Below are 26,843 nucleotides of genomic sequence, written 5' to 3' on the forward strand. Positions count from 1 at the left end.
CCTCAACGGTACTGCTGGCGCAGCTCTCGCTTGAGCACCTTGAGACTCGGCCCCAGCGGTAGCTGGTCGACGACCTCGACCCGGCGTGGGTACTTGTGCCGCCCGAGGTGCTCCTTCGCGAACTCCACCAGCGCAGCAGTGTCCACCGCACTCCCGGGGGCGCCGACCACCACCGCGCAGATCTCCTCGCCGTGCACCGGGTCGGGCACCCCGATCACCGCGGCCTCGGACAGCCCTGGGTAGCGGAGCAGCACCTCTTCGACCTCGCGCGGGTACACGTTGAAGCCGCCGCGGATGATCAGGTCCTTCTTGCGGTCGACGATCGTGATGAAGCCCTCGGCGTCCTTGGTGCCGAGGTCACCGGTGCGGAACCAGCCGTCGACCACCGCGGCGGCGGTCGCCTCGGGGTTGCCGAGGTAACCGCTGAACACGTTGTGCCCGCGGATCACGATCTCCCCGAGTTCGCCGGTCGGCAGCAGCTCGATGCGCTCGTCGATCTCGGCGCGCGCGATCTCGACGTCGACACCCCAGAGCGCGTGCCCGACCGAGCCGGCCTTGGTGCCGAAGTGCGGCTGGTTCACCGACGCGCTCGGCGAGGTCTCGGACAGCCCGTATCCCTCGTACACCGGCGTCCCGAACGTCTTCTCGAACGCCTCCAGCACCGGGACCGGCAGTGAAGCGCCACCGGAGACCGCGATCTTGAGCTGCGGCAGCTCCGGCAGATCACGGGCCACCTCGACCAGCCGGACGTACATCGTCGGCACGCCGTGGAACGTGTTGACCCGCTCCCGCTGCATCAGCGCGATCGCGTCCGCGGCCTCGAACCGGGGGAGCAGCACGACCGTGGCGCCGACCCGCCACATCGTGTTCAGGCTGACCGTCTGGCCGAACGAGTGGAACAGCGGCAGCGCGCCGAGCGCGATGTCGTCCGGCCGGGCGTCGTTGGCGTCGAACGCGTTGACGGTCGCGTTCAGCACCATGTTGAGGTGGGTGAGCACGGCGCCCTTCGGGCGTCCGGTGGTCCCGCTGGTGTAGAAGATGACGGCCGGGTCGTCGGCGTCCCTGGTGAGGTGCAACGGCAGCGGTTCGGCGTCCTGCTCCTCCAGGCGGGGGACGCTCTGCAGCTGCGGCACCGCGGGGCCCACGGTGAACGTCCGCACTCCGGACGCCGTCCCGGCGGCCAGGCCGACCTGCGCCACCGCCACGTGGCAGAGCAGCAGCGAGGCGCCGGAGTCGCGCAGCACGTGCTCGACCTCCTCGGCCGAGAGCAGCAGGTGCACCGGCACCACGACGCCGCCGGCGGCGAGGATCGCGTAGTAGGCGCGGGGGAACTCCGCGGTGTTCGGCGCCATCAGTGCGACCCGGTCGTCCGGCCGGACCCCGGCCTCGACGAGCGCGGCGGCCTGAGTGCGGACCTGCTGCCACATCTCCCCGAACGTGATGCGCTGCTCGCCCTCGATCAGCGCGAGGTGATCGGGACGGCGTCGTGCCGATTCGGCCAGGATGCTGGCCAGCGAGAGGGTGGTCATGGCCGAAAATTAGCAGCGCTAGTTTCCTGGCGGGCGGTTTCCCGGCGAACCGCTTTGCAAAGATGGGGCCGACCGCCGAGCCCGGGGAGGTACCCGATGGCGCGACCCCGAAGACCGCTGCTGAGCCGTGAACGCATCGTCGGCGCGGCGCTCGCGCTGGTGGATGCCGAAGGGCTGGACGCGCTCTCCACCCGGCGGCTGGCCGCGGAGCTGGGCGTCAGCGGGCCGTCGCTCTACAACCACCTGGCCACCAAGGAGGAGCTGCTCGACGCGGTCGTCGACACCGTAGTCGGCGAGGTCGACATCACGATGTTCGCCCGGGTCGTGGACGGGGGGACCAGCTGGCGGGCGGCGCTGCACGACTGGGCGCACTCGTACCGGGCCGCGCTGGCCGCCCACCCGAACATCGTCCCGGTGCTCGCGCAGGGGCCGGGGCACCGGCCGAACGCGCTCCGGCTGGCCGACGCGGTATTCGGCGGGCTGGTCGACGCCGGCTGGCCGCGCGGCCAGGCCACCCGGATCGGTGCGCTGATGCGGTACTTCGTCACCGGGTCGGCGCTGGGCTCGTTCTCCCGCGGCTTTCCGGACGACGCCCGGGTGTACGCCGGCCGGTATCCGCACCTGTCCGAGGCGCACCTGCTCGCCGACCACCAGCGCGCGATCGACGACGGCGCGTTCGACGCGGGCCTGGAAGCCCTGCTCGACGGCCTGGAACTGCGCTACTCCCGCCTGGTCACCGCGCGGCCACCCGCTGAGTGACGCCGAACCGGCCGCTAGCGGCTACTTACGGCCCGGTTTCGCGTCGGCACGCGGGGGCGGTACTCGACGACGGTGAGCGCTAGGCCGACATAGCGGTCGATCAGCTCGGGGAGCGGCGTCCGCCCCTCCGGGCGGTACCACTGGGCGATCGCGTTGCAGGCCGCGATGATCATGCGCCGGGCGTCGTCGGGCTCGGGCGTCCGGAACAGGCCCTGCGTGACGCCGTCCGCGATCACCTCGCGGAAGCGGTCGGTGGCGGTCGCCTGCCGCGCGCGCAGCGCGGCGTGCTGCTCGGGGTTGAGGCTCCGGCCCTCGGTCAGCTCCAGCTGGCTGCTGCCGCGCGGCCCGCTGCGGAACCGGACCAGCGCCTCGACCAGCGCTGCCAGCCGCTCGGCGGGGTCGTCGCCGACGCCGGCCAGCGCGTCGTCGCAGGCCTGGTCGTAGACGTCCATTCCCTCGTCGAGCAGCGCGTACAGCAGCTCCTGCTTACCGCCGTAGTAGTGGTACAGCGCGGAGAGGCTGACCGCGGCCCGGTGCGCGATGTCCCGGATCGAGGCGCTGCCGTAGCCGCGCTCGGCGAACTCCACCCGGGCGGCGGCGAGCAGCGCTTCGTGGCCCGGTGGGCGGAGCGGGGCGGCGGTCATTGGCTCGCAGCCTAACGTTTGTTCACTCGTATGGTGGTTCCGCGCGCTGGTGTGCACTGGACAGCGGCTAGTACCCAGAAGTAACTTAACGAACGTCCAGCGGGTTACCTGAGAGGACGACGCGCCGTGCGCCGAACCGTATTCAACGAGGACCACGAGGCGTACCGCGCCACGATTCGCGACTTCATCCAGTCCGAGGTCGTGCCGGTCTATCCGCAGTGGGAGGAGCTCGGCCACCCGCCGCGTGACTTCTACCGCCGCCTCGGTGAGCTGGGCGTCTTCGGCATCGAGGTGCCCGAGGAGTACGGCGGCGCGGGCGAGCACAGCTTCAAGTTCTCGGCGGTGACCAGCGAAGAGCTGGCCAAGGCCGGGGTGAGCTTCGGCGGTTCCAGCGTGCACACCGCACTCTGCCTGCCCTATCTGCTCGCCTACGGCAACGACGAGCAGAAGAAGCGCTGGCTGCCCGGGTTCGTCAGCGGCGAGATCATGACCGCGATCGCGATGACCGAGCCCGGCACCGGCTCGGACCTCGCCGGCATGAAGACCACCGCGAAGCTCTCCCCGGACGGCACCCACTACGTGCTCAACGGCGCGAAGACGTTCATCACCGGTGGCGTGCTCGCCGACCGCGTGCTCGTCGTCTGCCGGACCGCCGCGCCGACCAAGGAGGACCGCCGCGGTGGTCTGAGCATCCTCGTCGTCGACACGAAGTCTCCCGGGTACCAGGTCGGCCGCAAGCTGGAGAAGCTCGGCCTCCGGACCTCGGACACCGCGGAGCTCTCGTTCACCGACGTCAAGGTCCCGGTCGAGGACCTGCTCGGCGAGGAGGGCAGGGCGTTCTCGTACCTGACCCACAACCTCCCGCAGGAGCGCCTGGGCATCGCGGTCGGCGCCTACGCGCAGGCCGCCGCGGCCGTGCAGTTCGCGCTGGCCTACGTCCAGGAGCGCACCGTGTTCGGCCAGCCGGTCGCCGGGTTCCAGAACACCAAGTTCGTGCTGGCCGACTGCCAGACCGAGGTCGAGGCCGCTCAGGCCGTCGTCGACCGCGCGCTGGACGCCCACGACGCCGGTGAGCTGAGCGCCGCCGACGCCGCGAAGGCGAAGCTGTTCTGCACGGACGTCGCGTCCCGCGTGATCGACAAGTGCCTGCAGCTGCACGGCGGCTACGGCTACATGCTCGAGTACCCGATCGCCCGTCTCTACGCCGACAACCGCGTGAACCGCATCTACGGCGGCACGAGCGAGGTCATGCGGACGATCATCGCGAAGAGCCTGGGTCTGTAAGTTGCCCGCATGGGTCTGTTCACGGTGGAAGAAGCTCGGGACGAGCTCGCAACGCTACTGCCGGTGCTCGACGAGATCGTCGCGCTCCGGGCGGACGCCGCGGAGCTCGCCGCCGCTGTCCGGCTGAACGGCCCGCCGACCGACCTGGGTGGCCTTCCGGAGTTGAAGGCCGCCCAGGCACGGCTGGACGAGCTGATGACCACCGTGCAGCAGACCGGCGCCGAGCTGAAGAGCCTGGCGCCGCTGCTGATCGACTTCCCGGCCGATCTGGACGGGGTGTCGGTCCTGCTCTGCTGGCTTGAGGGTGACCGCGCGCTGAACTGGTACCACCGCACCGATCTGGGTTTTGCCGGCCGAAGGCCGCTGAGCTGAGGGAGCGCCGATGGCGTCGCTGCTGTTGTCGAGGCGGGACCTGGAATTCCTGCTGTACGAGTGGCTCGACGTCGAAGCGCTGACCAAGCGCCCGTACTACGCCGACCACTCGCGCGACACGTTCGACGCCGCGATGGACCTGGCGGAGGAGGTCGCGACCGAGCACTTCGCGACCCACAACAAGCGCGCCGACGCCGAGGAACCACAGTTCGACGGTGTACGCGTGACGATGATTCCCGAGGTCAAGCAGGCGCTCGACGTCCTCGCCGAGACCGGGTTGCTGTCCGCGGCGCTACCGGCGGAGGTCGGCGGTGGCCAGGTGCCCGGCGTCGTCGCGCGGGCCTGTTTCGCCTGGTTCCAGGCGGCGAACGTCGGCACCGCCGCGTACCCGTTCCTCACGCTCGGCAACGCGAACCTGCTGCTCACGCACGGCAGCCAGGAGCTGGTCGACCGGTACGTCCGCCCGATGCTCGAAGGGCGTTTCCACGGGACGATGTGCCTCTCCGAGCCGCAGGCCGGTTCGTCGCTGGCGGACATCGTCACGAGGGCAGAGCCCCAGGACGACGGCACGTACCGGGTCTTCGGCAACAAGATGTGGATCTCCGGCGGTGACCACGAGCTCGGCGAGAACATCGTCCACCTGGTGCTGGCGAAGATCCCCGGCGGCCCGGCGGGCGTCAAGGGCATCTCGCTGTTGGTCGTGCCGAAGTTTCTCCCGGACGGCGCGCGGAACGACGTCGTCCTGGCTGGTTTGAACCACAAGATGGGCTACCGCGGGACCACCAACACGATGTTGAACTTCGGCGAAGGCGGAGCCGGAGCCGTCGGGTACCTGGTGGGGGAGCCGCACCGCGGCCTGACCTACATGTTCCACATGATGAACGAGGCGCGGATCGGCGTCGGCGGCGGCGCGACCGCGCTCGGCTACACCGGGTACCTGAAGGCGCTGGACTACGCGAAGAACCGTCCGCAGGGCAGGCCGGTCGCGGGCAAGGACCCGAACGCCCCGCAGGTGCCGATCATCGAGCACCCGGACGTCCGGCGGATGCTGCTCGCGCAGAAGTCCTACGTGGAAGGCGCGCTCGCGCTCAACCTGTACTGCGCCCGCCTGCTGGACGAGGAGCGCACCGCGCCGGAGGCCGCCGACCGCGACCGGGCGCACCTGCTGCTCGACGTGCTGACGCCGATCGCGAAGAGCTGGCCGTCGCAGTGGTGCCTGGAGGCCAACGACCTGGCGATCCAGGTGCACGGTGGTTACGGGTACACCCGCGAGTACGACGTCGAGCAGCACTACCGCGACAACCGGCTGAACCCGATCCACGAGGGGACCCATGGCATCCAGGGTCTCGACCTGCTCGGCCGCAAGGTCGTGATGCAGGGCGGCGCCGGGTTGGCGCTGCTCGGCGCGACGCTCGGGGAGACCGTGGCGCGGGCGACCGCGGCCGGCGGCGAGGCGGCGGTGCTCGGCGCGGCGCTGGGAGCGGCCGCCGAGCGGGTCGGGGCCGTGACCGCGACGCTCTGGGGGTCCGGTGACCCCGAGGTGGCGCTGGCCAACGCGTCGATCTATCTGGAGGCCGTGGGGCACACGGTCGTGGCGTGGATGTGGTTGGAGCAGTTCCTCGCCGCTGATGCCCGGGAGGGCGCGTTCTACGACGGCAAACGCCAGGCCGCGCGCTACTTCTACCGCTACGAGCTCCCGAAGACCGGCCCCCAGTTCGACCTGCTCGTGTCCCTCGACCGCACCACCCTCGACACGTCGTCGGACTGGTTCTAAGCGACGGTCTCCACCGTGTCCTCGTAGCCGTGCATCCAGACCGCGGCGTCGAGGACGCGGAGCAGGCTGATGTCGGAGATGCCGCCGATGTCGTCCCGGATCGAGGCCAGTGATTTCGCGCGCTCGGGATCGGTGTGGAACCACGAGTGCAGGCAGTGTGTGATGTCCCGCGGCTTGCCCAGCACGCGCGCCACCACGATGTCGTAGCAGGGCAGCAGGTGCGGCCGCTTCCGGGCCAGCAGCTTGGTGGCGGTCATCCGTCCGAGGTGCGGGAAGTCATCGCTGAGCAGCATGCTCGCGAGCGTCCCGGCCGCCGACGCCGGGTCGATCTCGGATTTCGGCGCCTCGTAGATCGGGGTGTGCGGGATCCGCCGGAGCAGCGCGGAGAGCCGGTTGGCGTGCGTCTCCAGGATCGCGATCGCGGACACCGGCTTGATGTCGGTGCCGAGGCACCGGACCGCGGTCAGGTCCGCGGCGGTGAACTGGTGGGCGACGTCGGCGCGGTCGCCACCGCCGTCCAGCCGCTCGAAACGTGCCCCGGTGTAGAGGTCGGTGTTGAAGTACCGACCGACGTTGACGATCGCGGCCTGGCGCAGGTCTCCGTACACGAACCGGTCGAGTGTGTGATGCGCGAACTGGTAGTCGGGTGAAGTCTCGGACACGCTGTCACCTGCGCTCTCGTGGACTGGACCGGTTCGGGCCGACAATCACTCCCAATATAGGTGGTTATTTCCGTTTTACGCGAGACTGGCCGGATGCCGTGCGTGGCCCGCGGGAATACGGTCGCGGGGGAGCGAGGAGAACGGAGCCGCGATGAGCACGGAGACGCCCCCGAAGGAGTTCGAGCGCGCGCCCAACCACTTCACCGACCGGGTCGGGTCACCCGACTGGCCGCTGGAGGCCGGACGCTACCGCCTGGTCGTCAGCCGGGCCTGTCCCTGGGCGAGCCGCGCGGTCATCGTCCGGCGGCTGCTCGGGCTGGAGTCCGCGCTGTCGATGGCCGTCGCCGACCCTATCCAGGATGAGCGGAGCTGGCGGTTCACGCTCGATCCGGACGGGCGGGATCCGGTCCTCGGCATCCGGTACCTCGGCGAGGCCTACTACGCCCGCGAGCCGGAGTACGACGGTGGGATCAGCGTCCCGGCGATCGTCGACGTGCCCAGCGGCAAGCTGGTCAGCAACGACTACCCGGAGATCACGCTCAACCTGGAGATCGACTGGGCGCCGCTGCACCGCGACGGCGCGCCCGACCTCTACCCGGAACCGCTGCGGGACGAGATCGACGAGGTCAACGACGCGGTGTTCCGGGAGGTCAACAACGGGGTGTACATGGCCGGGTTCGCCACGCGCCAGCGCTCCTACGAGCGGGTCGCGCACCGGCTGTTCGAGCGCCTCGACGCGCTGGAGGAGCGGCTCACCGACGGCCGGTACCTGGTCGGCGACACGATCACCGAGGCCGACATCCGGCTGTGGGTGACGCTGGTGCGGTTCGACGCCGTGTACCACGGCCACTTCAAGTGCAACCGGCGCAAGCTCGCCGAGTACCCGGCGCTGTGGGCCTACGCCCGCGACCTGTTCCAGACGCCCGGCTTCGGCGACACGGTCAACTTCGACCACATCACCCGGCACTACTACCAGGTGCACCGGAACATCAACCCGACCGGGATCGTGCCGATCGGCCCGGACCTGCGGCTCTGGCTGACCCCGCACGGCCGGGAGGACCTCGGTGGGCGCCCGTTCGGTGACGGGACGCCGCCCGGCCCGGTGCCGCCCGGCGAGACCGTGCCCCCGATCGGCTGACGTGGTCGGTTCGCGGGGTCGGTTCGCGGGGTCGGTTCGCGGGGTCGGTTCGCGGGGTCGGTTCGCCGGGTCGGCGCGGTGCGGCTAGCCGCGGCGGTGGCGGGGGCGTGGGCGGTAACGGAGCGCGAGCAGGCCGATCGTCCCGATGACGGCCAGCATGGCCGCGATCCCGGCCACCACCGGCCATCGGCTGCTGTTCATCATTCCGGTCGGTTCCTGCGCCGCGACCGGTGACGGGTCGACCGCGTCCGCCTCGTCCGCCGTGTCCCTGGCGTCCGCGGCGTCCGCGGCGTCCGCGGTTCCGCCTGCGGCGGCGGTCGGCTCGTCGCCTGCGCTCCCCGCTGCCGGTGCGACGGACGCCTGCCGCGACGGCGTCGCCGCGGCAGTTTTTTCGGTGCCCTTCGACGGCGGGAAGACGACGTCCGAGCAGGAGTAGTACGTGTCGGCCGTGCTCGAGTTCTGCCAGATCGTGTAGACGACGTGCTGCCCGGCCCGGCCGGTCGGCATCCGTCCGGGCAGGACATACGCGCCGCCGGTGCGGCGGGGGTCGGTGATCGAGAGGAACGGCTTGCTCTCCAGGTCGGCCCAGCGCAGCGCGCGGCCCGGCTGGTATCCCGGCTTGGTGACGTAGAGCCGGAACGTGCCCTCGTGCGGGATCGTCGTCCGGTACCGGAACGTGAACGTCGCGCCCGGCGTGACCTGGGTCGTCGGCCAGTCCGCGCGGGCCAGGTCGAGTCCGGCGTACTTCGCCAGCCCACCGCTGCAGAGCTTCCCGTCCGGGATCACCGAGCGGTCCCGGCCGTTCACGTTCGCCACCCGCAGGTTGTCCCACGCCGCCGCGGCGCCCGGCTCGCTGGCCGCGATCGCCGCCGTGCAGGCCGCTGATCGTGCGTCCTTTCCGCCGTCGGGACCGCACGCCGCCGCGCGCGAGACCGGAGCGGTGAGAGCGCCATGGGCCGACGCCGCGTCGGCGGGCAGGCCGAGCGCGACCAGTAGCCCGAGGAGCGCACCGACGCCTGCCAGCCGGAGCTTGTTCACCGGTGAACCCTCCTTCACCCGGGCAGCCGCCACCGGAACAGGCGGCCGCCTAACTCTGGGTACGCACGCGCGCTACGAGGGGTTCAGTCATGCTCGGGGCTCGCCCGTGCTGCCGGCTCTGATCCACGGTCTGGTCTCGAACCGGAGACGTGTTACCGCGGTATTGACAGCGCCCCTGTGCCTGCGCGGTACTGTGTCGGTCGACCAACGAGAAAGCGCTCTCTCTGGGCTTCGGTGCCGTCGTGGGTGGCCCCCGTCCCGTGACTGTCGCGAAGAGACGGTTGGGCGCGCCGCGCGCAGGTCGGGCGGCGCTTCGACGGACGGAATCGGGGGTGTGCCGGTGGCGAGCGGGGTCCGGTCGGGCTGGGGCCCGCGTCCGACGCTGGATGCGGTGGCCGAACTCGCGGGTGTCTCGCGGGCAACGGTGTCCCGGGTGGTGAACCAGTCCTCGAAAGTGGGCCCCGAGGTGCGGGCACGCGTCGAGGATGCGATCCGCACGCTCGGGTACGTGCCGAACCCGGTGGCCCGTAGCCTGGTCACTCGCCGTACCGACGCGGTCGCGCTGGTCGTCGGCGAGCCCTCGAACATGGTGATGACCGACCCGTGGCTCTCCCGGTTGATCCTCGCCACCAGCCGTGAACTCGGCGACGCGGGGCGTCAGGCCGTGCTGCTGTTGACCGGCGGCGTCGCCGACGACCACGACCGGATCTCGCGGTACCTCGCGGGCGGGCACGTCGACGGGGCGATCGTGCTGTCCGTGCACCGCACCGACCCGCTCGGACCCGCGCTCCGGGACCTTCCGGTGCCGGTGATGTTCGGCGGGCGGCCGTGGGTCGACGACCTCGGCTCCGCCGGCTCGATCGACGTCGACCAGCGTGATGGCGCGCGACGTGCGGTCGAGCACCTCGTCGGTCTCGGACGTCGTCGGATCGCGACGATCACCGGGTCGCTCGACCAGCGGGCGGCCGTCGAGCGGCTGGACGGGTATCGCGGTGTGCTCGAGGAGTACCGGGACACGCTCGGCGAACCGGACCCCGACCTGATCGCGCACGGTGACTTCACCCGCGGCGGCGGCGAGCGGGCGATGACCGAGCTGCTCGAACGGACGCCGGACTTGGACGCGGTGTTCGCGGCGAGCGACCTGACCGCGGCCGGGGCGCTCGCCGTCCTGCGGCGTGCGGGCCGGCGGGTGCCCGAGGACGTGGCGGTGATCGGGTTCGACGACCTCGAGGAGGTCGCCGCCTGGACCGAGCCGCCGCTGACCACCGTGCACCAGCCGGTGAGCGCGTTCGGGCGGCGGTTGGTCGAGGCGCTGCTCACGATGCTGACGGGTGGCGAGCCGGTGCGCGAGGTGCTCCCGGTTCACCTGGTGCGCCGCGCGTCGGCGTAGCGCGCGTGGCGGTGCTCGTCCGCAGGGGCCTGTGCTCGTCCGCGGGGGCCTGTGCTCGTCCGCATGGGTCTGTGCTCGTCCGCAGGGGCCTGTGCTCGTCCGCGGGGGCCTGTGCTCGTCCGCGGGGGTGGTCTCGTACGCGCCGTCGGCGGTGAGGGCGCCGTCCGTGGGGCGGTGCCGTTCGCGCCGTTAGTCGGTTCGTGGTGGACGTTTGTGTCGGCCGGTTCCTCTGTGGTTGTCCGATCGTCGGGGTGGGCGGTGAATGGGTGACCCGTAGCAGGTGTGTACGCACCCGCTACGGGTCACCCACGTGCGGCCGCCAGCCCGGCAAATGGGAAGCCGGGACTGCGACTAGCGGATCTCGGTCGAGGTTGCTCGAATGCCGGGACGCACCGCCCGGCTGCTGGACGCACCGGTGGTCGAGCCCGAACGATGCGGCGTGGAGCACGTGATAGCGAGCCCTCGGCCACATCGTTCCGAGCGGAGCGGCGATAGCGCCGCGCTTCCGCTCAGGCGTAACAGGTGAGCGGCTTGCCGCCGTTGAACGTCACCATGTCACCGAGAATCCGGGGAATGTCGAGCGGAGCGCCGAGCGGGAGGCCGTCGAGCTCGGCGTAGGCACGATGCAGGTTGCCGACGATGCGCTCGCTGTCGGTCAACTCCGCGTACCGGCCCAGATCGGTCTCCCGGGCGGCGTCCAGCGGTGACAGACCCGCATCCTTCGCCGCGCGGGCGGTGTCCTGCACGAACTCCAGGTACTCCAGGACCGTGCCGATCACCTCCGGACCGCACACCGGCCCGTGCCCCGGGACGATCGTCGTGGGTTGGAGCGGCGCGATGACCTCGGACAGCACCCGAATCGACCCGGCCACCGAGCCCGACATCAGGAACGGCGTGCCGCCGTTGAACACCAGGTCACCGGCGTACAGCACGGACCGCTCCGGGACCCAGACGATCGAGTCGTTCGTGGTGTGTGCCGGCATCCCGACGTGCCGCACCTCGCACCGTAGGTCGTCGACCCAGAGCGTCACGCGCTCGCGGTAGGTGAGGAACGGTGCCGCGGTCGGGAGCGTGCCAAGATCGAACGGCTCCCAGACGGCCTGGACCAGGGGCAGGCCGCGCAGCACCTCCGTCCGGGTCTCCTCGTGCGCGACGATCGCCGCTTCGCGAAACAGCGCGTTGCCGACCGTATGGTCAGGGTGGCTGTGAGTGTTCACCAGTACGCGCATCGGTTGATCGGTCACCGAGGCGACCGAGTCCCGAAACGCACGGGTACGCCGCTCGGTGGCGCAGGCATCCACCAGCGTGACGCCGTCGCGGCCGACGAGGAAGCCCGTGTTGTTGATGAACCAGCTGCCGTCCGGCTGGATGTAGGCGTAGAGGCCGCCGCCGAGATCCTCGATCAGCGCGGCGTCGATCGAGGTGTGGTCGTGCGGTGATGTGCTCACGTCGGTCCCTCCGGTCACGGTGCGCGCGCCGGGACCGCCTGGCCCCGGCGCTCGTTGGCACGCTAGTGCCAACGGCGGACATCGCGCCGTGATCCGCCGAAATCCGGCCCATCCGGACGCAGCGCGCCGCCCGGGCATGCCCCGCCCGGCGCCTGCCCCGCTCCGCGCTCGCGCAGCTTCCGTGCCGCGCGTCCGCCGCGCGTCCGCCGTGTGCCGGGCCTGCGCAGCTTCTGTGCCGCGCGTCCGCCGTGTGCCGGGCCTGCGCAGCTTCTGTGCCGCGCGTCCGCCGTGTGCCGGGCCCGCGCAGCTTCTGTGCCGCGCGTCCACCGCGTGCCGCGCCCGCGCAGCTCTCGTGCCGCGCATCACGCGCAATCACAGCCCGCTCCCACCCGCGCCGTGCCGGGCCGGCTCGCGTAGTGCGCAACCCGCGCGGTCGCAGCGCGCCGCCCCCGATCACGCCCCGTGCGGCTGCCGCGGCGTCGCGCCGGGCGACCGCGGCGTCGCGCCGGGCTGCTCGGACTACGCGCGGGGCAGCGTGCGGGTCAGTCCTTGGCCGCTGATTAGGGCCGCATGCCCAGGTAGAGCCAGCCGCTCGCCGCATACTGCTGTTTCCGGTGCTCCGAAACAGCAATATGTGGTTCGCCTCGATCGGTGCCTGCGGTATCGACCTCCAGATATGGTGCGCACGCCGCGCCCGAATCCGGCTCAGTCGGACGTACCAGCGCGCCTGAGCGCGGAGGCGCGGCGCAGCCACTGCTCGGCGCACAGCCGCTATCACAACGGAGCAGCCGATGGCCTCTACCGTGGGGCCCGCTCAGGACGAGGACGGCGTCCGCGCGCGACGACCCCTCACTGGTGACCGTTGCGGCTACGCGCGTGTGCGGCGGACCTGGGCTCGGCGTTTCAGATCGTCGCGCCGCCGCCGTTCGATCCCTGGGCGGGCCGCCTGCAGCCGTCGGGTTGGCTGCTGGGCGGGCCGCTCATGGTCGCGAGGGACGCTGCGGGGTTGGGCGGCGTGGCGGTCGGGTTGGGTGCCTGGCCGTGCCGTGCGCGGCACCGGGTTGGCCGCTGGGGGCGTGCGCGGCTGTCAGGTTCGGTCCCGGGACGGGGCGCCGACGCCTGTCAGGTTTGCCTCCTGGGCGGGCCGCGCGGGGATCTGGCCGGTGGTGTCGGGATGGCCTAGTCCGTAGGCGGCCGTGTCGAGGCCTCGGCCGACGAGCCGCCAGCGGGACGGCGGCAGCGACAACCGGCGGGCAGCTGCGGTGGAGCGGTGGGTCGCCGTGAGTCGCTCCAGCGCCATTGCGGCTGCGCCCCGGCTCGAGTGGACGCTGATGTGGTCGGAGACGGTGCCGTACTGGTCGACCAGACCGTCGATGGTCAGCACCCACACCGCGGACCGGTACTCGTCACGGGCGACGAGGTACCGCGCCTCCAGGTCGCCGCCGGGTGTGCAGCCCAGCCGGTCGACGGTGTCGAGGACGCTGTGCGACAGCCGTAACTGGACCAGCCGGCGGTGGGTGTGCAGCTCGGTGGCTCCGACGGTTGCGGCCAGCTCGCCGAGCGGAGTGCTGCGGCGCCAGCCTTCGACCAGGATCGCGTCGGCGGCTGGCGTCCAATAAGTGCCGTTGCTGTGCGCGCGTCGGGACGCGCGCCAGTCGTACGTGGGGGTGCCGTTGAGCTGCTCGCGCAGCCAGTTCTCGGCGGCGGCCCCGCGCAGCGATAGGCCCGGAGGGGTCAGCAGCCGCAGCGCGCCCCGGACCGCGCCGGGCGTCCGCTGCAGTTCTTCGGCGATCTGCTCGACGCTGGAACCGGCGGCGAGCGCGGTGACCACGGTGGAGTACTCGTCGTCGGTCCACGGTTCGCCGGAGCGTCGGGCTAACACGCGGATCGGGGTCGCCTGGTCGTTGACGGTGCCTTGAGCGGACATGAGTGCCGTCCCTCCGTCGTGGTGACAGCGACCGCCGTACGGCGGTCACTGTCACTACGTTAGAACAGGGGTACGACAAAAACGGGGGTGTGGATTGGCGTCGGCTGCGAGATCCGTGCCTACCAGTCGCGCCAGGGGTCGGTCAGCTCCAACGGGTGCAGGCCGCGTCGAGCGGTCAGCGTGCCGAGGTCGACCCCGGCGGCGGTGAGCACCGCGCCGAAGTACTCCGCGAGTTCTTCGCGCTCGCCTGTCTCGATCCGGGCGTGTTCGAGGTCGACGGCGTTCAGGGCTCGCACGGCACGCTCGACGGCGTTCCAGATCGCCCCGTCGTCGCTCGGAGACTGACGCCCGACCTCGTGCTGGTAAGCGTCCAGGACGGCGTCGACCTCTTCGATGAAGACCGGCGGCCACAATTGCGCTGCATACGCATCTTCGACGGGAAGAGTGCCGGCGGCTACAGCCGCGGCATCCTCGGCGACGCGGCGTGACTATCGCTCGGTCGGACGTTTCGGCACGGGCGGCAGCCTAGTCAACTCCGGTCGTGCCGCGAGTGGCGGGACGCGCGCTCAGCCACAGCTGATCGGATTGCATTCGGAAGGGCTATACGTCTTCCAAATGCAATCTGCCTCGCGGTGTCACTCGAGCGTGGGCGCGGGCTGAGGCTCGGCGCGTGGCCGAGCCTCAGCCCGTGCGGTCAGCTCTTCCTGCGGCCGGCGCGCCGACCGAGGAGGTAGGCGAGGAACGCGATGATTGCGACGAGGCCGAGTGCCTTCTTCGGCTCGCGGAGCTGGGCCTCCGCGATGGCCCTCGCGAGTGCGAGAGCATCCAGCGCGTTGTCGTCCGAGGCGGCAGGCGGCGTGAAGGCCGGGGCCGGGCGGCTCGCTGCCGGGGCGGACGAGGCGGGCCGTGCGGTCGCTGCGGCTGACGCGGTCGCTCCGGCTGGCGCGGTCGTACCGCTCGGCGTGGTGCTCGGAACTGGTCCGGTGCTCGGAGCCGGCGCGGTGCTCGGAGTAGATGCGGTGCTCGGAGCCGGCGCGGTGCTCGGAGTCGATGCGGTGCTCCGAGCCGAGGTGGTGTCCGGAGTTGGTGCGGTGCTCCGAGCCGAGGTGGTGTCCGGGGTTGGTTCGGTGCTCGGAGCCGGGGTGGTGTCGGGAGTTGGTGCGGTGCTCCGAGTCGGGGTGGTGTCGGGAGTCGGGGTGGTGCTCTGAGTCCGGGTGGTGCTCGGAGTCGGGGTGGCGCTCGTGGCTCGGGGCGTGCTGGTGGCCGCGCCGCTCGGGGCCGGACCGCCGTCCGCGGCGATCGGCTCGGCGGCGGCGGTCGCTGTGGCGTTGCCCGCGATCTCCGCGGCCGGCGTTTCCGCGGGTGCGGTCGCGGGCGCCGGGGCGCCGTCTGCGGCCACCGGTGCGCTCTTCACCGTGCTGCCGTTGGCGGCTGCGACGCCGCTGTCCGATGTGGCCTTCGCGGCCGCGGTGCGCTTGCGCGGGGTGGTCTTCTTCGCGGGTGCGGCGCTGGCGGAGCCGGTCGCGGCCTCGGTGGCGCTGCCCTCGGCGCCCGGGGATTTTGCGGTCCCGGCGCCGGTGGCCTTCGCCGTGGTTGTCTTCGAACCCGTGGTCTTCGAGCCGGTAGCTTTCGCGCTGGTGGCTTTCGCGCCGGACGACTTCGCGCTTGCGCCCTTCGGCGCGGACGCGGTGCCCGCGGCGGTGGCGCCGGAGGACGCGGCGTCCGCGGCGGTGGTGCCCGGGGCGGTGGTGCCCGCGGCGGTGGTGCCCGCGGCGGTGGTGCCCGGGGCGGTGGTGCCCGGGGCGGTGGTGCCCGCGGCGGTGGTGCCCGGGGCGGTGGTGCCCGCGGCGGTGGTGCCCGCATCCGCAGCGCCAGCGGCGGTGGTGGTGCCGGAGGTTGCGGTGTCCGCGGCGGGGGTGGCCGAGGCGGTGGTGCGGGGGGCTGCGGTGTTCGGGACGGCGTCCGAGAACGTCGGCTTCGGCACGGCGGTGCCCTCTGCGGCTGCCGCCCCCGCACCGGTGCCGACCGTGGCCGGCGCGTCTCCCGCGGCGAGCATCGCCTGCAGGTTGGTCGCGAACTGGGCCATCATCTGCTCGGTGACCGTGTTGATCACGCCCTGCCCCATCGCGGCGGCCCGGCCGGACAGGTTGACGTCGGCGGTCACGGTGCCGTGCGTGGTGGTGCCGTCGGAGGTCAGCGCCAGCTGTGCGGTCGCCTCCGCGGTGCCCTGCCCGCGGGCTTCCTTCGCCTTGCCGCGCAGCGTCGCCCGGTGCTCGTCCGGGTGCCGCTCCACCACCTCTAACTGACCCTTGTACTGCATGGTCACCGGACCGAGCTTGATCTTCATCCCGACCTGGTAGGCGTCCTCGGACAGCGTGTTGAGGACCTGTGCGCCGGGCAGGCACGCTGCGACCCGCTCGAAGTCCATCAACGTCGACCAGACCTGGTCGATCGGGGCAGTCACGTCGAACGCGCTGTCGAGCTGCATCAGTCTCTTCCCTTCCGGAGGTCCCTTGCTCGGCCGCATGCGGCGACCGCGGCGGCAACCTCGTCCAGTGCGGCCAGGCTATGCCCGCTGACGAACGCATCGCAGTACGGGAGGGCAGCCGCCATCCCCCCGACCTTCGGCGCATACCCGGCAGCGGCCTTCCGCGGGTTGACCCAGACGATCCGGTGAGCGAGCCGCCGGAGCCGGGCCATCTGGGCCGCCACCTCGGACGGTTCGTCCTGCGCCCAGCCGTCGGAGAGTACGACGACCACCGCACCCCGGGCGATCCCGCGCCGCCCGTACGAGTCGAGAAAATCCCGCAGCGACGCGGCGAGCCGAGTGCCGCCCGCCCAGTCCGGGGCGGCCGCTGCGGCGCGACGGAGGGCGAGATCCGGGTCGCGGCGGGCGAGCGGCCGGGTCAGCCGAGTCAGCCGGGTGGCGAACACGAACGCTTCCGCGCGCGCACCGGCCACCGAGCCGTGCAGCAGCGCGAGGAACACCCTGGTGTACGGCTCCATCGACCCCGAGACGTCGCACAACAACACCAGCGGCCGTGGACGGCGCCTACGGCGCCGATGCACGAGTGCGACCGGATCCCCACCGGTCTTCCGCGCGTCTCGTACGGTGCGGCGGACGTCGATCCGCTCGCCGTTCCTCGTGGACGGCCGGGTGCGGCGGGTCCGGCGGAGCGGCGTAGCCAGCACGAGGTGCCGGACGAGCCGGCGGACCGCGTCGACCTCGTCGGCGGTGAGCTCGGCGAACGCGGTGTGCGCGAGCCGCTCGGCCGCCGAAGCCAGCGCCGGCACCGCACGGGGTTCCCCGGGGGCGCCGGTCGGGGCGGTGGAGGGCAGACCTGCCCCGGACGGTGTCAGCTGCGAAGGACGGTTGTCCGGTGGCGCGGGGCGGGTCTCGGGTGGGGTGTCCGGGAGCGTCGGTGCGGTGGGGTCGCCTCGGTGGTCGGCCAGGTCCACGGGTGGTGCCGCGTCGCCGAAGATGCCGTCGAACACCGCGTCGAACGCGGGCAACTGGGTGGCGTCGGCGACCAGCGTGGTGCGGGCGGTCCAGTAGAGACGGTCCCGGGTCCGCGGGGGCACCAGCCGCAGGGCGGAGGCGAACCGCGCGGCCCGGTCGGTGCCCGCCGGGACGCCGCCGCGGTGCAGCGCGTCGACGAACGCCACGGCCAGCGCCGCCGGCTCCGCAGCGAGCCCGCCACGGTCAGCGTGACCGCCAAGGCCTGCGTGACCGCCGCGGTCAGCGTGACCGCCAAGGCCTGCGTGACCGGCGGGGCCAGCGTGACCGCCGCGGTCAGCGTGACCGCCAGGGCCAGCGTGACCGGCGGGGCCAGCGTGACCGGCGGGGCCAGCGTGACCGGCGGGGTCAGCCTGACCGGCGGGGCCAGCCTGACCGGCGGGGCCAGCCTGACCGGCGGGGCCGGCGTGACCGGCGGGGCCGGGAGGATCGGCGCGGCCCGGAGTGCGGTGGTTGCCGGGCGGGTCATGGTCGCCGGGCGGGCGGGCGTCGGCGGGGCCGGTGGGATCAGGCATGGGGGGCTCCGGTGAGCCAGCCCAGCCCGCGACCCCGCACCAGCTCGAGGTCGTCGCGGCTCTTGAGCACCGAGCCCAGCGTCGTCGCGGCCACGTCCGTGGGCAGGGCGTCCAGCCGGGGGACGCCGAGCAGCGTCAGCGCCGCGACCCAGTCCACGGTCTCCGCGATGCCCGGCGGTTTCTCCAGGTCGAGGCCGCGCATCCGGGCGACCGCGGCGGTGGCGTCGAGCGTGAGCGGCAGCGCGCTGTCGGGCACTCGGCGGCGCACGATCTCGGCCGCGCGGTCCGGCGAGGGGTAGTCGATCCAGTGGTACAGGCAGCGGCGCTTGAGCGCGTCGTGCAGATCCCGTGTGCGGTTCGAGGTGAGGACGACGATCGGCGGATGAGTCGCGCGGACGGTGCCGAGTTCGGGAATCGTGACGGCGGACTCGGCGAGGAGCTCGAACGTGAACGCCTCGAAGTCGTCGTCGGCCCGGTCCAATTCGTCGATGAGTAACACCGCAGGGCGGGGGCCGGGATGCTCCAGCGCCGCGAGTAGTGGACGCCGCAGCAGGTAGTCGCGGGTGAAAAGGTCGGTCTCGGCGAGCCGTTCGTCGCGCGCCTCGGCCATCCGGATCGCGAGCAGCTGCCGCGGGTAGTTCCACTCGTAGAGCGCCTCGGCGGCGTCGATGCCCTCGTAACACTGGAGCCGGACCAGCGGCGTGTCCAGCGCTCTAGCCAGCGCCTTTGCCGCCTCGGTCTTGCCGACCCCGGGCTCGCCCTCGAGCAGCACCGGCTGGGGGAGGCGGACGGCGAGGAACAGCGCGGTCGCCAGGCCGGGGTCGACGACGTAGTCGGCGGCGTCGAGGGCGGCGGCCAGCGTTTCGACGTCGGGGAGGGCCGCGGCGACCTCCGGGGCGGCGCCTGGCCGCGCCGCCCCGGAGTGCGGTGGTGCGCCCGCCTGCGGCGGTGCGCCCCCGTGCGGCGGTGCGCTCCCGTGCGGCGGTGCGCTCCCGTGCGGCGGTGCGCTCGCGTGCGGCGGTGCGCTCGCGTCGGCCTGCGGTGGTGCGCCCGAGTCGGCCTGCGGTGGTGCGCCCGCGTCGGCCTGCGGCGGTGCGCCGGAGTGCGGCTCCGACCCCGCCCCGGCCGTCACCCGCGGTCCGCGAGGTACCGCCGACGGCAGCCCGCGGCGCAGAAGTACACGGTTCCGCCGTCGTGGCCCGGCGCCTGGATCGCGCTGGCTGTGACCGCGACGGTCATCCCGCAGACAGGATCGATCGCAGTCCCCGGTCCGGCTCCGGCCGCTGGCCCGGTTCCCGTCGCCGGCTCGGTTCCCGTCGCCGGCTCGGATCCGGCTGCCGGCCCGGCTGCCTTCGCCGCCTCGACGGCCGGGGAAGGTCCGTCGAGGACGGCGAGCGGCACGATGCCGGGTGGCACCACCGGCTGCCCCCCTGCGGTGGTGCCGTGACCGGCGGTGTCGGTATCCGACTCGCCCGCTGCGGTGTTTCCGGCGGCGCTGGACGCGGCGGTGCCGGCACCCAATGCCACCCCACCCACGGCGGTTCGCCGGACGGCGTGAAGAGAAGAACGGAGAGCCACGATCTCAGCGAGGATCGACAACGCGACCTCGGGCGCGGTGCGCCCGCCCAGGTCGAGGCCCGCGGGCGAGTGCACGCGGGCTCGCTGCTCGTCGCTGACGTCGAGCGAAGCGAGAACGGCCGCGCCACGGCGGCGGGAGGCCACCAGCCCGACGTAGGGCACCCCGGCGCGTAGAGCCTCCTCCAGCGCGGGCTCCTCGTCCCGGCCGTGGGAAGCCACCACGACCGCGTCGGCGGCCGCCGGAGCCCCGCCGGGGTCGATCTCGAACCCCAGCGGCGTGCCCAGTGCTGCCAGCGCTGCGCCGATCGGGGTGTCGCCGATGACGACCAGGCGCGGCGCCGGGCGGTGCGGCTCCAGGAAGATTTCCAGGCTGCCGCCGGACAGGCACGGGTTCGCGACGGTCACGGCGCCCTCCTCCACGACGGTGGAAGGCGCCCCCGCGGAAATGCGGAGCAGCAGCGGATCCCCGGTACCGAGCGCCGCCAGTGCATGCACCCGCACCGACGACTCGGCGCAGGTCCCGCCGACGAAGCCCTCGATGGCTCCGTCGGCGCGAACCAGCGCGGTGTCGCCGGCGTGCGCGCTGGCCGGTTTGCCCGCGCGCACGACGGTGGCTTTCACGAAGGGCTGCCGCGACCGAGCGAGTTCGGCAGCCAGGTCTGTGAGGCTCATCAGATCGGGGGAGTGGCCCGGCCCTGCATCGCCGCCCATACCCGGTCCGGGGTGCACGGCATGTCCAGGTGGGTCACCCCGTACGGGGCAAGTGCGTCGACTACGGCGTTCACTACGGCCGGCGGCGAACCGACGGTCGCGGATTCACCGATGCCCTTCGCACCGATCGGATGGTGCGGCGACGGGGTGACCGTGAAGTCGGTCTCCCAGTCCGGGACCTCCATCGCGGTCGGGATCAGGTAGTCCATGAATGATCCGCCGAGGCAGTTGCCCTGCTCGTCGAACCCGATGAACTCCATCAACGCCATGCCGACGCCGTCGGTCAGGCCACCGTGCACCTGACCCTCGATGATCATCGGGTTGATCCGGGTGCCGCAGTCGTCCACCGCGATGAACCGGCGAACCTTGACGTGCCCGGTGCCCGGATCGACGTCGACGACGCAGATGTACGCGCCGTACGGGAACGTGAGGTTCGGCGGGTTGTACGTGACCTCGGCGTCCAGGTTGCCGTCGATGCCGTCCGGCAGCTCGACCGTGCCGTGGGCGCCCATCGCGATCTCGGCCATCGTCTTGCCCTGGGACGGGTCGCCGGTGACGAACCAGCGGCCCTTCTCCCACTCCAGGTCCTCCGGCCGCACCTCGAGCATCGCCGCCGCGATCAGTTTGGCCTTCTCCCGCACCTTGCGGGTGGCCAGCGCGACCGCGCCGCCGCTGACCGGCGTCGACCGGCTCCCGTAGGTGCCGAGCCCGAACGGGGTGTTGTCGGTGTCGCCGTGCACGACCTCGATGTCCTCGGGCGGGATCCCGATCTCCTCGGCGACGATCTGCGCGAACGTCGTCTCGTGGCCCTGGCCCTGGGTCTGGACGGAAAGGCGCACGACGGCCTTGCCGGTCGGGTGGACGCGCACCTCGGCGCCGTCGGCCATGCCCAGCCCGAGGATGTCCATGTGGCGGCGGGGCCCGGCGCCGACGGTCTCGGTGAAGAACGAGATGCCGATGCCCATCAGCTCGCCGTTGGCCCTTTTCGAAGCCTGCTCGGCGCGCAGCTCGTCGTAGCCGGCCCGCGACAACGCCAGCCGCATCGTCTTCTCGTAGTCGCCGGAGTCGTACTCCCACCCGGTCTTGTTCGCGTACGGGAACTGTTCCGGCCGGATGAAGTTCTGCAAGCGGATCTGCGCGGGGTCGAGCTCGAGCTCGGCGGCGAGAACGTCGACCATCCGCTCGATCAGGTACACGGCCTCGGTGACCCGGAACGAACACGCGTAGGCCACCCCGCCCGGCGCCTTGTTCGTGTAGACGCCGGTGACCTTGCAGTACGCGGCCTGCAGGTCGTAGCTGCCGGTGAAGATGTGGAAGAAGCCGGCCGGGTACTTCGTCGGGTTCGCGCTGGCGTTGAACGCTCCGTGGTCGGCGATGACGTGCGTGCGCACCGCCAGGATCTTGCCCTCGCGAGTCGCCGCGACGTCGGCCTTCATGATGTAGTCGCGGGCGAACGACGTCGACATCAGGTTCTCCGACCGGTCCTCGACCCACTTCACCGGCTTGCCGGTCACGATCGAGCCGACGACGGCCAGGATGTAGCCGGGGTAGATGCCGACCTTGTTGCCGAAACCGCCGCCGATGTCCGGGCTGATCACTCGGATCTTGTGCTCGGGCAGACCCGCGACCAGCGCGAACACGGTCCGGTGCGCGTGCGGGGCCTGGGTGGTCTCGTACAGCGTCAGCTTGCCGTCGATCGCGTCGTAGTCGGCGATCGCGCCGCAGGTCTCCATCGGCGCCGGGTGCACGCGCGGGTAGATCACTTCCTCGGAGACGACCACCTCGGCGTCGGCGAAGACCGCGTCGGTCTCCGCCTCGTTGCCGGCTTCCCAGTCGAAGATGTGGTTGTCGGTCTTGCCTTCCTTGTCGTCCCGGATGATCGGCGCGTCCGCGTCGAGCGCCTTCCGGACGTCGATGACCGGGTCGAGGATGTCGTAGTCGACGTCGATCAGCTCGAGCGCGTCCCGGGCGGCGTACCGGTCCTCGGCGATGACGAACGCCACCTCCTGGCCCTGGAAGCGCACCTTGTCGGTGGCGAGCACGGCCTGGACGTCGTAGGACAGCGTCGGCGCCCAGGCCAGGTTGAGGCCCTCGAGGTCGGTGCCGGTGATGACCGCGAGCACCTTCGGATGCGCCAGCGCCTCGGTGGTGTCGATCGAGAGGATCTTCGCGTGCGCGACCGGGGAGCGCAGGATCGCGCCGTGCAGCATCCCGGGCAGCACGATGTCGTCCAGGTACTTGCCCTTCCCGCGGACGAAGCGCGGGTCCTCCTTGCGCTGGAGACGCCCGAAGCCGATCGGACGCGACTCGTCGCCTGCGGCGGGGTTGGTCTCGCGGGTTTCGGTGACGGTCATGCCTTCACCTCGCTGTTCTTCGCTGCCCACTGGACCGAGCGCACGATCGTCGAGTAACCCGTGCAGCGGCAGATCTGACCGGAGATCGCGGAGCGGATCTCGGTCTCGTCCGGGTCGGGGTTGCGGTCGAGGAGGGCTCGCGCGGTCATCATCATGCCCGGCGTGCAGAACCCACACTGCAGACCGTGCTCCGCCATAAAGCCTTTTTGGACGACGTCCAGCTCGCCGTTCTGAGCCAGGCCCTCCACCGTCTTCACTTCCCGGCCGGCGGCCATCGCGGCCAGCACCGTGCAGGACTTCACCGGTTCGCCGTCCATCAGCAGGACGCAGGTGCCGCAGTTGCTGGTGTCGCAGCCCCAGTGCGTCCCGGTCAGCCCCAGCGTGTCGCGGACGAAGTGCACCAGCAGCGTGCGGGGTTCGCACTCGGCGGTGACCTCGGTGCCGTTGACGGTCATCGTGATCTGCACTGGATCAGCCCTCCGAGGCCCGTGCGGTGGCGGTACGCAGGACGCGCTTGGTCAGTTCGGCCGCGAGGTGGCGCTTGTAGTCCACCGGGCCGCGCTGGTCGGCGACCGGGTCGCAGTCCTCGGCGGCTCGCTGGGCGGCCTCGGCGAACAGCTCTTCGCTCGGCGGGTTGCCGGTGAGGAGCTCCTCCGCCCGGGTGGCCGTGTGACCGTCCAGCCCGACCGACGTCAGCCCGACCGCGGCGTGCGTGATCGTGCCTGCCGGGCTCAGCGTGATTGCGGCTCCGGCGGCGGCGATCGCCCAGTCGCCCACCCGGCGCTCGACCTTCTCGTAGGCGCTGCCGGAGCGCGGCAGGACCGGGAACCGGATCTCGGTGAGCAGCTCGTCCTGGGCGACCGCGGTCTCGTACGGGCCGCGGTGGAGCTCCGGCATCGTGAGGACCCGCTCGCCGTCCAGCCCGCGGATCACGACTTCGGCCCGTAACACTTCGCACACCGTCGACAGGTCCTCAGCCGGATCGGCCTGGCAGAGCGAACCGCCGATCGTCCCGCGGTTCCGGACGATCGGGTCGGCGATCACCTTCTCGGCGTCGGTGACGATCGGGAACAGCCGCGCGATCAGGTCGGACGCCAGTAGGGTGGCGTGCCGGGTCAACGCTCCGATGCGGACGGTCGAGGCGTCCTCGACCAGGTAGTCCAGCTCGAACAGGTCGTTGATGTCGATCAGCCACTCGGGCCGGGCCAGGCGCAGTTTCATCATCGGCAGCAGGCTGTGTCCGCCCGCGATCACCCGCGACTCCGGGCCGTGTCTCTGTAACAGGGCCAGCGCGTCCTCGACGCTCTCCGCACGGGCGTAGTCAAAGGGAGCCGGAACTTGCACCTGAGTGCCTCCACATCGGCAGATGGGATTTCCGCGGCCGACCTTGTTACCGGCGTTCACGGGTGTCAAGGTCGTCATAAGCGAACGGTTAAGAGGTGTCATCGATGACGCTGAGCCAGTTGCGAACCTTTGCTTTAGTCGTTCGGCTCGGATCGCTCCGCGCGGCTGCCGCGGAGCTCGGAGTCAGCGAGCCCGCCGTTTCGGCAGCGGTCGCCGCGCTGCGTCAGGAACTCGGCGATCCGCTGTTCGTGCGCGCCGGCGGGGGCATCGCGTTCACGCCGGGTGGGCGCCGCCTGGCCGTGCACGCGGAGGAGATCGTCGGCCTGGCCGACCAGGCTCGCCGCGAGGTGGCCGAGACGAACGGTTCGACGACGTCGCTGCGGGTCGCCGCGACCAGCGACTTCGCCGAGCACGCGGCGTGCGCTCTGCTCGACGCGTTCACCCGGCGGCTGCCGGACTGCGAGGTCGAGCTGGTGGTGTCGGACGGGGCGGCGCTCGGTGACGCGCTGGTCCGGCGTGCGGTCGACGTCGTCCTGGGGCCGCGCCCCGGGAGCGGGGGTTTCGACGCGGTGCCGTTCCTGCGGTACCAGCGGATCCTCGTCGCGTCGCCGGACCGTCCGCTGCCCGAGCTCTCGCTCGGTGCCGCGCTGCGCCAGGTATGGCTCACCGGGCCGGCCGGGCTGGAGGAACTGTCGGAGGAGGGGCGGTGGCTGGCCGGGCAGTCGGCCTGGCCCGACCTGGTGCGGTTCCCGAGCGAGACCGAGGCGGTCGCGGCGGCCCGGGCCGGCGACGGGGTGATGCTCGCGCTGGGGCACGTGGTGCGCGCCGACCTGCGGCACGGGACGCTGGTGCGGCTCCCCGTCCCCGGTACGCCGGTACAGGGGCTCTGGTACGCGACGTTGCTGGGGCGCGGGCGGGCGAGTGCGGCGGCGCGGGCGTTGCAGCAGTTCGTGACGACGCCCGGCGCGACCGCGGCGATGCTCGCCCCACCCGGCGCCGCCCCCACGGCCCCGCGTCGTCCTCCGGTGCACGTCGCACTTTGGAGCTAGGCGGCCTCACCCATCGGCGCTCTCGCCGGCTTAGTCGTCTTCGGCCAGTTTCGGGCAGGGCGACGGGCGAAGCGGCGGGTCGTCGCGGGGACGAAGATCGCCAGGATCACGGCGGCGTAGAGGAGGGTCGCGGTGATCGGGTGGGCGAGGGGCCAGGCGCCCGCGTCCGGCGCGGTCGGGTTACCGCACAGCTCCCGCACCGCCTGCCCGAGCGCGCTGACCGGGTTCCACTCGGCGATCGTCCGGAGCCACGTCGGCATCCCGCCGGTCGGCACCATCAGGTTCGACACCATCGCGATCGGCAGGACGACCAGCGAGAGCTGCCCGGCGGCTTCCTGGCTCCGGAGCACCAGCCCCAGATAGAGCCCCACCCACGTCATCGCGAACTGGACCAGCAATAACAAGCCCAAAGCAGCAGCCAACCGCCATACCCCGCGGTCGAACCGCCAGCCGACGAGTAGTCCGCACAGCCCCATCAGGACGAAGTTCACCAGCCCGTAGACGCTGGTCGCCAGCGCCTGCCCGAACGGCACCGCGGTGCGGCTGATCGGCATCGAGCGGTACCGGTCGACGACGCCCAGCTGCGCGTCCCGGGACATCGTCACCAGCGGGGGAATGATGCTCACGGCGATCAGCACGAACAGCCCGGGGATCAGGTACTCCCGGTAGCCGCCGCCGGGCACCTGGATCGCGCTGCCGATGATGTAACCGAACGCGACGACCAGCACCAGCGGCGCCGACAGCGTCACGACGAGGCCCGCCGGGTCGTGGCGGAGTTTGGTGAGTATCCGTTCGGCCGCGGCGAGGCTGTCGACGACGGCTCCGCGTGTCCGTCCGTAGGGGAGGATCTCGGTCACGCTGCACGCTCCGTCCGGTCGAGGAACACTTCGTCGAGGGTGGGGCGCCGGAGCCGGACGTCGGCGACGACCAGGCCGTCGGCGTCCAGGGCCCGTACGACGTCGGGCAGTGTCACCGCGCCGGCCGGGAGCGGTGCGGTGACCCGCGTTCCGGCGACGTCCGGCCGGGCGGTGGCCCAGCGTCCGAGCACGGCGGCCACCGCGTCGGCGTCGGACGGATGCTCGACGACCACGTCGATGCGGGCGCCGAGGGTGTCCTTGAGGACGTCGGGGCTGCCTTCCGCCACGACACGGCCGCCGTCGACGATGACGACGTGGTCGGCGAGCCGGTCGGCCTCCTCGAGGTACTGCGTGGTGAGCAGGACGGTGGTGCCGGCGGCGGCTCGGTCGGCGACGCTCGTCCAGATCTCCTGGCGGCTGCGCGGGTCGAGGCCGGTGGTCGGCTCGTCCAGTACCAGCAGCGCCGGTTCGACCAGGAACGCCGCGATCAGGTCGAGCCGTCGGCGCATGCCGCCGGACCACGTGCGGACCAGGCGGTTCCCGGCCTCGGCCAGGTCGAAGCGGGCCAGCAACTCGTCCGCGCGGCGCCGGGCGGCGCGTCGGCCGAGGTGCAGCATCAGCCCGAGGATCACCAGGTTCTCGCGGCCGGTGAGGTCGTCGTCGACGGCGGCGTGCTGCCCGGCGAGGCCGATCAGCGCGCGGACGCGCTGCGGCTGGGTGACGACGTCGAATCCCCCGACGGTGGCGTGGCCCGCGTCGGGGGTGGCGAGCGTCGTCAGTATCCGGACCGCGGTCGTCTTGCCTGCGCCGTTCGGGCCGAGCAGGGCGCAGACGCTGCCTTTCCCCACTGTGAGGTCGAGCCCGTCCAGGGCGCGGACGTCGTCGTAGGTCTTCACCAGCTCGTGGGCTTCGATCATCGAGCCCTCCCTTACTGCGATCGGTGTTCGCAGTAA

24 protein-coding genes are annotated in these 26,843 nt (G+C 71.9%); 8 read left to right on the forward strand and 16 right to left on the reverse strand.

All coding sequences use genetic code 11. The annotated features are described in order from the left end of the window. Positions 1 to 2: 2 nt before the first annotated feature. Entirely contained in the window at positions 3 to 1,529 is a 1,527-nt protein-coding gene (locus BUB75_RS04330) for a long-chain-fatty-acid--CoA ligase (RefSeq protein WP_073251587.1), read from the reverse strand. A gap of 96 nt (positions 1,530 to 1,625) precedes the next feature. Here BUB75_RS04330 and BUB75_RS04335 point away from each other — a divergent pair, with 96 nt between their 5' ends. Next, entirely contained in the window at positions 1,626 to 2,288 is a 663-nt protein-coding gene (locus BUB75_RS04335; RefSeq protein ID WP_073251589.1) for a TetR/AcrR family transcriptional regulator C-terminal domain-containing protein, read from the forward strand. Positions 2,289 to 2,302: 14 nt separating this feature from the next. Here the strand turns inward: BUB75_RS04335 and BUB75_RS04340 are convergent, their stop codons facing one another. Continuing rightward, a complete protein-coding gene (locus BUB75_RS04340; protein ID WP_073251591.1) occupies positions 2,303 to 2,932 on the reverse strand; it encodes a TetR/AcrR family transcriptional regulator in 630 nt (209 codons plus the stop codon). A gap of 126 nt (positions 2,933 to 3,058) precedes the next feature. On the opposite strand from BUB75_RS04340, the gene BUB75_RS04345 reads away from it, so the two are divergent. From BUB75_RS04345 to BUB75_RS04355, 3 genes are read left to right on the forward strand one after another with little or no spacing between them, the layout of a single operon-like run. Next, positions 3,059 to 4,216, forward strand: a complete 1,158-nt coding sequence (locus tag BUB75_RS04345; RefSeq protein ID WP_073251593.1) for an acyl-CoA dehydrogenase family protein — start codon at positions 3,059 to 3,061, stop codon at positions 4,214 to 4,216. 9 nt (positions 4,217 to 4,225) lie between these two features. Next, positions 4,226 to 4,588, forward strand: a complete 363-nt coding sequence (locus BUB75_RS04350) for a DUF2203 domain-containing protein (RefSeq protein ID WP_073251595.1) — start codon at positions 4,226 to 4,228, stop codon at positions 4,586 to 4,588. A 10-nt stretch (positions 4,589 to 4,598) separates the two neighbouring features. After that, positions 4,599 to 6,362, forward strand: coding sequence for an acyl-CoA dehydrogenase (locus tag BUB75_RS04355; protein WP_073251597.1), 1,764 nt, complete (start codon positions 4,599 to 4,601; stop codon positions 6,360 to 6,362). On the opposite strand, the gene BUB75_RS04360 is transcribed toward BUB75_RS04355, so the two are convergent. Then, a complete protein-coding gene (locus tag BUB75_RS04360) occupies positions 6,359 to 7,024 on the reverse strand; it encodes a DUF6308 family protein (protein WP_073251599.1) in 666 nt (221 codons plus the stop codon). The two genes, BUB75_RS04355 and BUB75_RS04360, sit on opposite strands and share 4 nt — an antisense overlap. 151 nt (positions 7,025 to 7,175) lie before the next feature. On the opposite strand from BUB75_RS04360, the gene BUB75_RS04365 reads away from it, so the two are divergent. Continuing rightward, on the forward strand, positions 7,176 to 8,162 hold the full coding sequence (locus tag BUB75_RS04365; protein WP_073251601.1) for a glutathione S-transferase family protein: 987 nt from the start codon (positions 7,176 to 7,178) through the stop codon (positions 8,160 to 8,162). 84 nt (positions 8,163 to 8,246) lie between these two features. On the opposite strand, the gene BUB75_RS04370 is transcribed toward BUB75_RS04365, so the two are convergent. Next, positions 8,247 to 9,200, reverse strand: a complete 954-nt coding sequence (locus BUB75_RS04370) for a lytic polysaccharide monooxygenase auxiliary activity family 9 protein (RefSeq protein ID WP_073251604.1) — start codon at positions 9,198 to 9,200, stop codon at positions 8,247 to 8,249. Between the two features lie 340 nt (positions 9,201 to 9,540). On the opposite strand from BUB75_RS04370, the gene BUB75_RS04375 reads away from it, so the two are divergent. Beyond that, positions 9,541 to 10,590 carry a LacI family DNA-binding transcriptional regulator gene (locus tag BUB75_RS04375; protein WP_073252787.1) on the forward strand — a complete coding sequence of 350 codons (1,050 nt, stop codon included), beginning with the start codon at positions 9,541 to 9,543 and terminating at the stop codon, positions 10,588 to 10,590. 509 nt (positions 10,591 to 11,099) lie between these two features. Here BUB75_RS04375 and BUB75_RS04380 read toward each other — a convergent pair. The 5 genes from BUB75_RS04380 to BUB75_RS04400 all read right to left on the reverse strand — a co-directional run bounded on the left by BUB75_RS04380 (position 11,100) and on the right by BUB75_RS04400 (position 17,631). Next, positions 11,100 to 12,038, reverse strand: coding sequence for an MBL fold metallo-hydrolase (locus BUB75_RS04380; RefSeq protein WP_073252790.1), 939 nt, complete (start codon positions 12,036 to 12,038; stop codon positions 11,100 to 11,102). A gap of 1,087 nt (positions 12,039 to 13,125) precedes the next feature. Beyond that, a complete protein-coding gene (locus BUB75_RS04385) occupies positions 13,126 to 13,965 on the reverse strand; it encodes a hypothetical protein (protein ID WP_073251605.1) in 840 nt (279 codons plus the stop codon). A gap of 119 nt (positions 13,966 to 14,084) precedes the next feature. Continuing rightward, positions 14,085 to 14,378 carry a hypothetical protein gene (locus BUB75_RS04390; RefSeq protein WP_178379761.1) on the reverse strand — a complete coding sequence of 98 codons (294 nt, stop codon included), beginning with the start codon at positions 14,376 to 14,378 and terminating at the stop codon, positions 14,085 to 14,087. A gap of 281 nt (positions 14,379 to 14,659) precedes the next feature. Continuing rightward, entirely contained in the window at positions 14,660 to 16,453 is a 1,794-nt protein-coding gene (locus BUB75_RS46075) for an SRPBCC family protein (protein WP_073251607.1), read from the reverse strand. Further along, positions 16,453 to 17,631: a vWA domain-containing protein gene (locus tag BUB75_RS04400; RefSeq protein ID WP_218617284.1), complete on the reverse strand. Its 1,179-nt coding sequence runs from the start codon at positions 17,629 to 17,631 to the stop codon at positions 16,453 to 16,455. The genes BUB75_RS46075 and BUB75_RS04400 overlap by 1 nt, the downstream gene beginning before the upstream one ends. Between BUB75_RS04400 and BUB75_RS46080 the strand changes: the two genes are divergently transcribed. Further along, positions 17,608 to 18,012 carry a hypothetical protein gene (locus tag BUB75_RS46080; protein ID WP_178379727.1) on the forward strand — a complete coding sequence of 135 codons (405 nt, stop codon included), beginning with the start codon at positions 17,608 to 17,610 and terminating at the stop codon, positions 18,010 to 18,012. The genes BUB75_RS04400 and BUB75_RS46080 overlap by 24 nt on opposite strands. On the opposite strand, the gene BUB75_RS04405 is transcribed toward BUB75_RS46080, so the two are convergent. From BUB75_RS04405 to BUB75_RS04425, 5 genes are all read right to left on the reverse strand, one after another. Continuing rightward, complete coding sequence (locus tag BUB75_RS04405; RefSeq protein WP_073252795.1) at positions 17,990 to 18,856, reverse strand: AAA family ATPase; 867 nt, start codon at positions 18,854 to 18,856, stop codon at positions 17,990 to 17,992. The genes BUB75_RS46080 and BUB75_RS04405 overlap by 23 nt on opposite strands. Before the next feature lie 269 nt (positions 18,857 to 19,125). After that, complete coding sequence (locus tag BUB75_RS46965) at positions 19,126 to 20,247, reverse strand: XdhC family protein (RefSeq protein WP_073251609.1); 1,122 nt, start codon at positions 20,245 to 20,247, stop codon at positions 19,126 to 19,128. Continuing rightward, a complete protein-coding gene (locus BUB75_RS04415; protein WP_073251611.1) occupies positions 20,247 to 22,640 on the reverse strand; it encodes an aerobic carbon-monoxide dehydrogenase large subunit in 2,394 nt (797 codons plus the stop codon). The genes BUB75_RS46965 and BUB75_RS04415 overlap by 1 nt, the downstream gene beginning before the upstream one ends. Then, complete coding sequence (locus BUB75_RS04420; protein WP_073251613.1) at positions 22,637 to 23,107, reverse strand: (2Fe-2S)-binding protein; 471 nt, start codon at positions 23,105 to 23,107, stop codon at positions 22,637 to 22,639. The genes BUB75_RS04415 and BUB75_RS04420 overlap by 4 nt, the downstream gene beginning before the upstream one ends. A 4-nt stretch (positions 23,108 to 23,111) precedes the next feature. Continuing rightward, positions 23,112 to 23,984, reverse strand: coding sequence for an FAD binding domain-containing protein (locus BUB75_RS04425; RefSeq protein WP_073251615.1), 873 nt, complete (start codon positions 23,982 to 23,984; stop codon positions 23,112 to 23,114). 104 nt (positions 23,985 to 24,088) lie between these two features. Here BUB75_RS04425 and BUB75_RS04430 point away from each other — a divergent pair, with 104 nt between their 5' ends. Next, complete coding sequence (locus BUB75_RS04430) at positions 24,089 to 25,033, forward strand: LysR family transcriptional regulator (protein ID WP_073251618.1); 945 nt, start codon at positions 24,089 to 24,091, stop codon at positions 25,031 to 25,033. Here BUB75_RS04430 and BUB75_RS04435 read toward each other — a convergent pair. Both BUB75_RS04435 and BUB75_RS04440 read right to left on the reverse strand, forming a co-directional pair. Further along, entirely contained in the window at positions 25,030 to 25,890 is an 861-nt protein-coding gene (locus BUB75_RS04435; protein ID WP_073251620.1) for an ABC transporter permease, read from the reverse strand. The genes BUB75_RS04430 and BUB75_RS04435 overlap by 4 nt on opposite strands. After that, positions 25,887 to 26,807 (reverse strand): ATP-binding cassette domain-containing protein, encoded by a 921-nt coding sequence (locus BUB75_RS04440; protein WP_073251622.1) that lies wholly within the window; start codon positions 26,805 to 26,807, stop codon positions 25,887 to 25,889. The genes BUB75_RS04435 and BUB75_RS04440 overlap by 4 nt, the downstream gene beginning before the upstream one ends. Between the last annotated feature and the right edge of the window lie 36 nt (positions 26,808 to 26,843).

The sequence above is a fragment of the Cryptosporangium aurantiacum genome (assembly GCF_900143005.1).
Classification (GTDB): domain Bacteria; phylum Actinomycetota; class Actinomycetes; order Mycobacteriales; family Cryptosporangiaceae; genus Cryptosporangium; species Cryptosporangium aurantiacum.

What these genes read in the sequence shown, in the direction of transcription:
- BUB75_RS04355 (WP_073251597.1), top strand. Translation starts at nt 4,599, where the DNA reads ATGGCGTCGCTGCTGTTGTCGAGGCGGGACCTGGAATTCCTGCTGTAC.
- BUB75_RS04340 (WP_073251591.1), bottom strand. Translation starts at nt 2,932, where the DNA reads ATGACCGCCGCCCCGCTCCGCCCACCGGGCCACGAAGCGCTGCTCGCC.
- BUB75_RS04385 (WP_073251605.1), bottom strand. Translation starts at nt 13,965, where the DNA reads ATGTCCGCTCAAGGCACCGTCAACGACCAGGCGACCCCGATCCGCGTG.
- BUB75_RS04335 (WP_073251589.1), top strand. Translation starts at nt 1,626, where the DNA reads ATGGCGCGACCCCGAAGACCGCTGCTGAGCCGTGAACGCATCGTCGGC.
- BUB75_RS04440 (WP_073251622.1), bottom strand. Translation starts at nt 26,807, where the DNA reads ATGATCGAAGCCCACGAGCTGGTGAAGACCTACGACGACGTCCGCGCC.
- BUB75_RS04365 (WP_073251601.1), top strand. Translation starts at nt 7,176, where the DNA reads ATGAGCACGGAGACGCCCCCGAAGGAGTTCGAGCGCGCGCCCAACCAC.
- BUB75_RS46075 (WP_073251607.1), bottom strand. Translation starts at nt 16,453, where the DNA reads ATGCAGCTCGACAGCGCGTTCGACGTGACTGCCCCGATCGACCAGGTC.
- BUB75_RS04430 (WP_073251618.1), top strand. Translation starts at nt 24,089, where the DNA reads ATGACGCTGAGCCAGTTGCGAACCTTTGCTTTAGTCGTTCGGCTCGGA.
- BUB75_RS04350 (WP_073251595.1), top strand. Translation starts at nt 4,226, where the DNA reads ATGGGTCTGTTCACGGTGGAAGAAGCTCGGGACGAGCTCGCAACGCTA.
- BUB75_RS04330 (WP_073251587.1), bottom strand. Translation starts at nt 1,529, where the DNA reads ATGACCACCCTCTCGCTGGCCAGCATCCTGGCCGAATCGGCACGACGC.
- BUB75_RS04415 (WP_073251611.1), bottom strand. Translation starts at nt 22,640, where the DNA reads ATGACCGTCACCGAAACCCGCGAGACCAACCCCGCCGCAGGCGACGAG.
- BUB75_RS46965 (WP_073251609.1), bottom strand. Translation starts at nt 20,247, where the DNA reads ATGAGCCTCACAGACCTGGCTGCCGAACTCGCTCGGTCGCGGCAGCCC.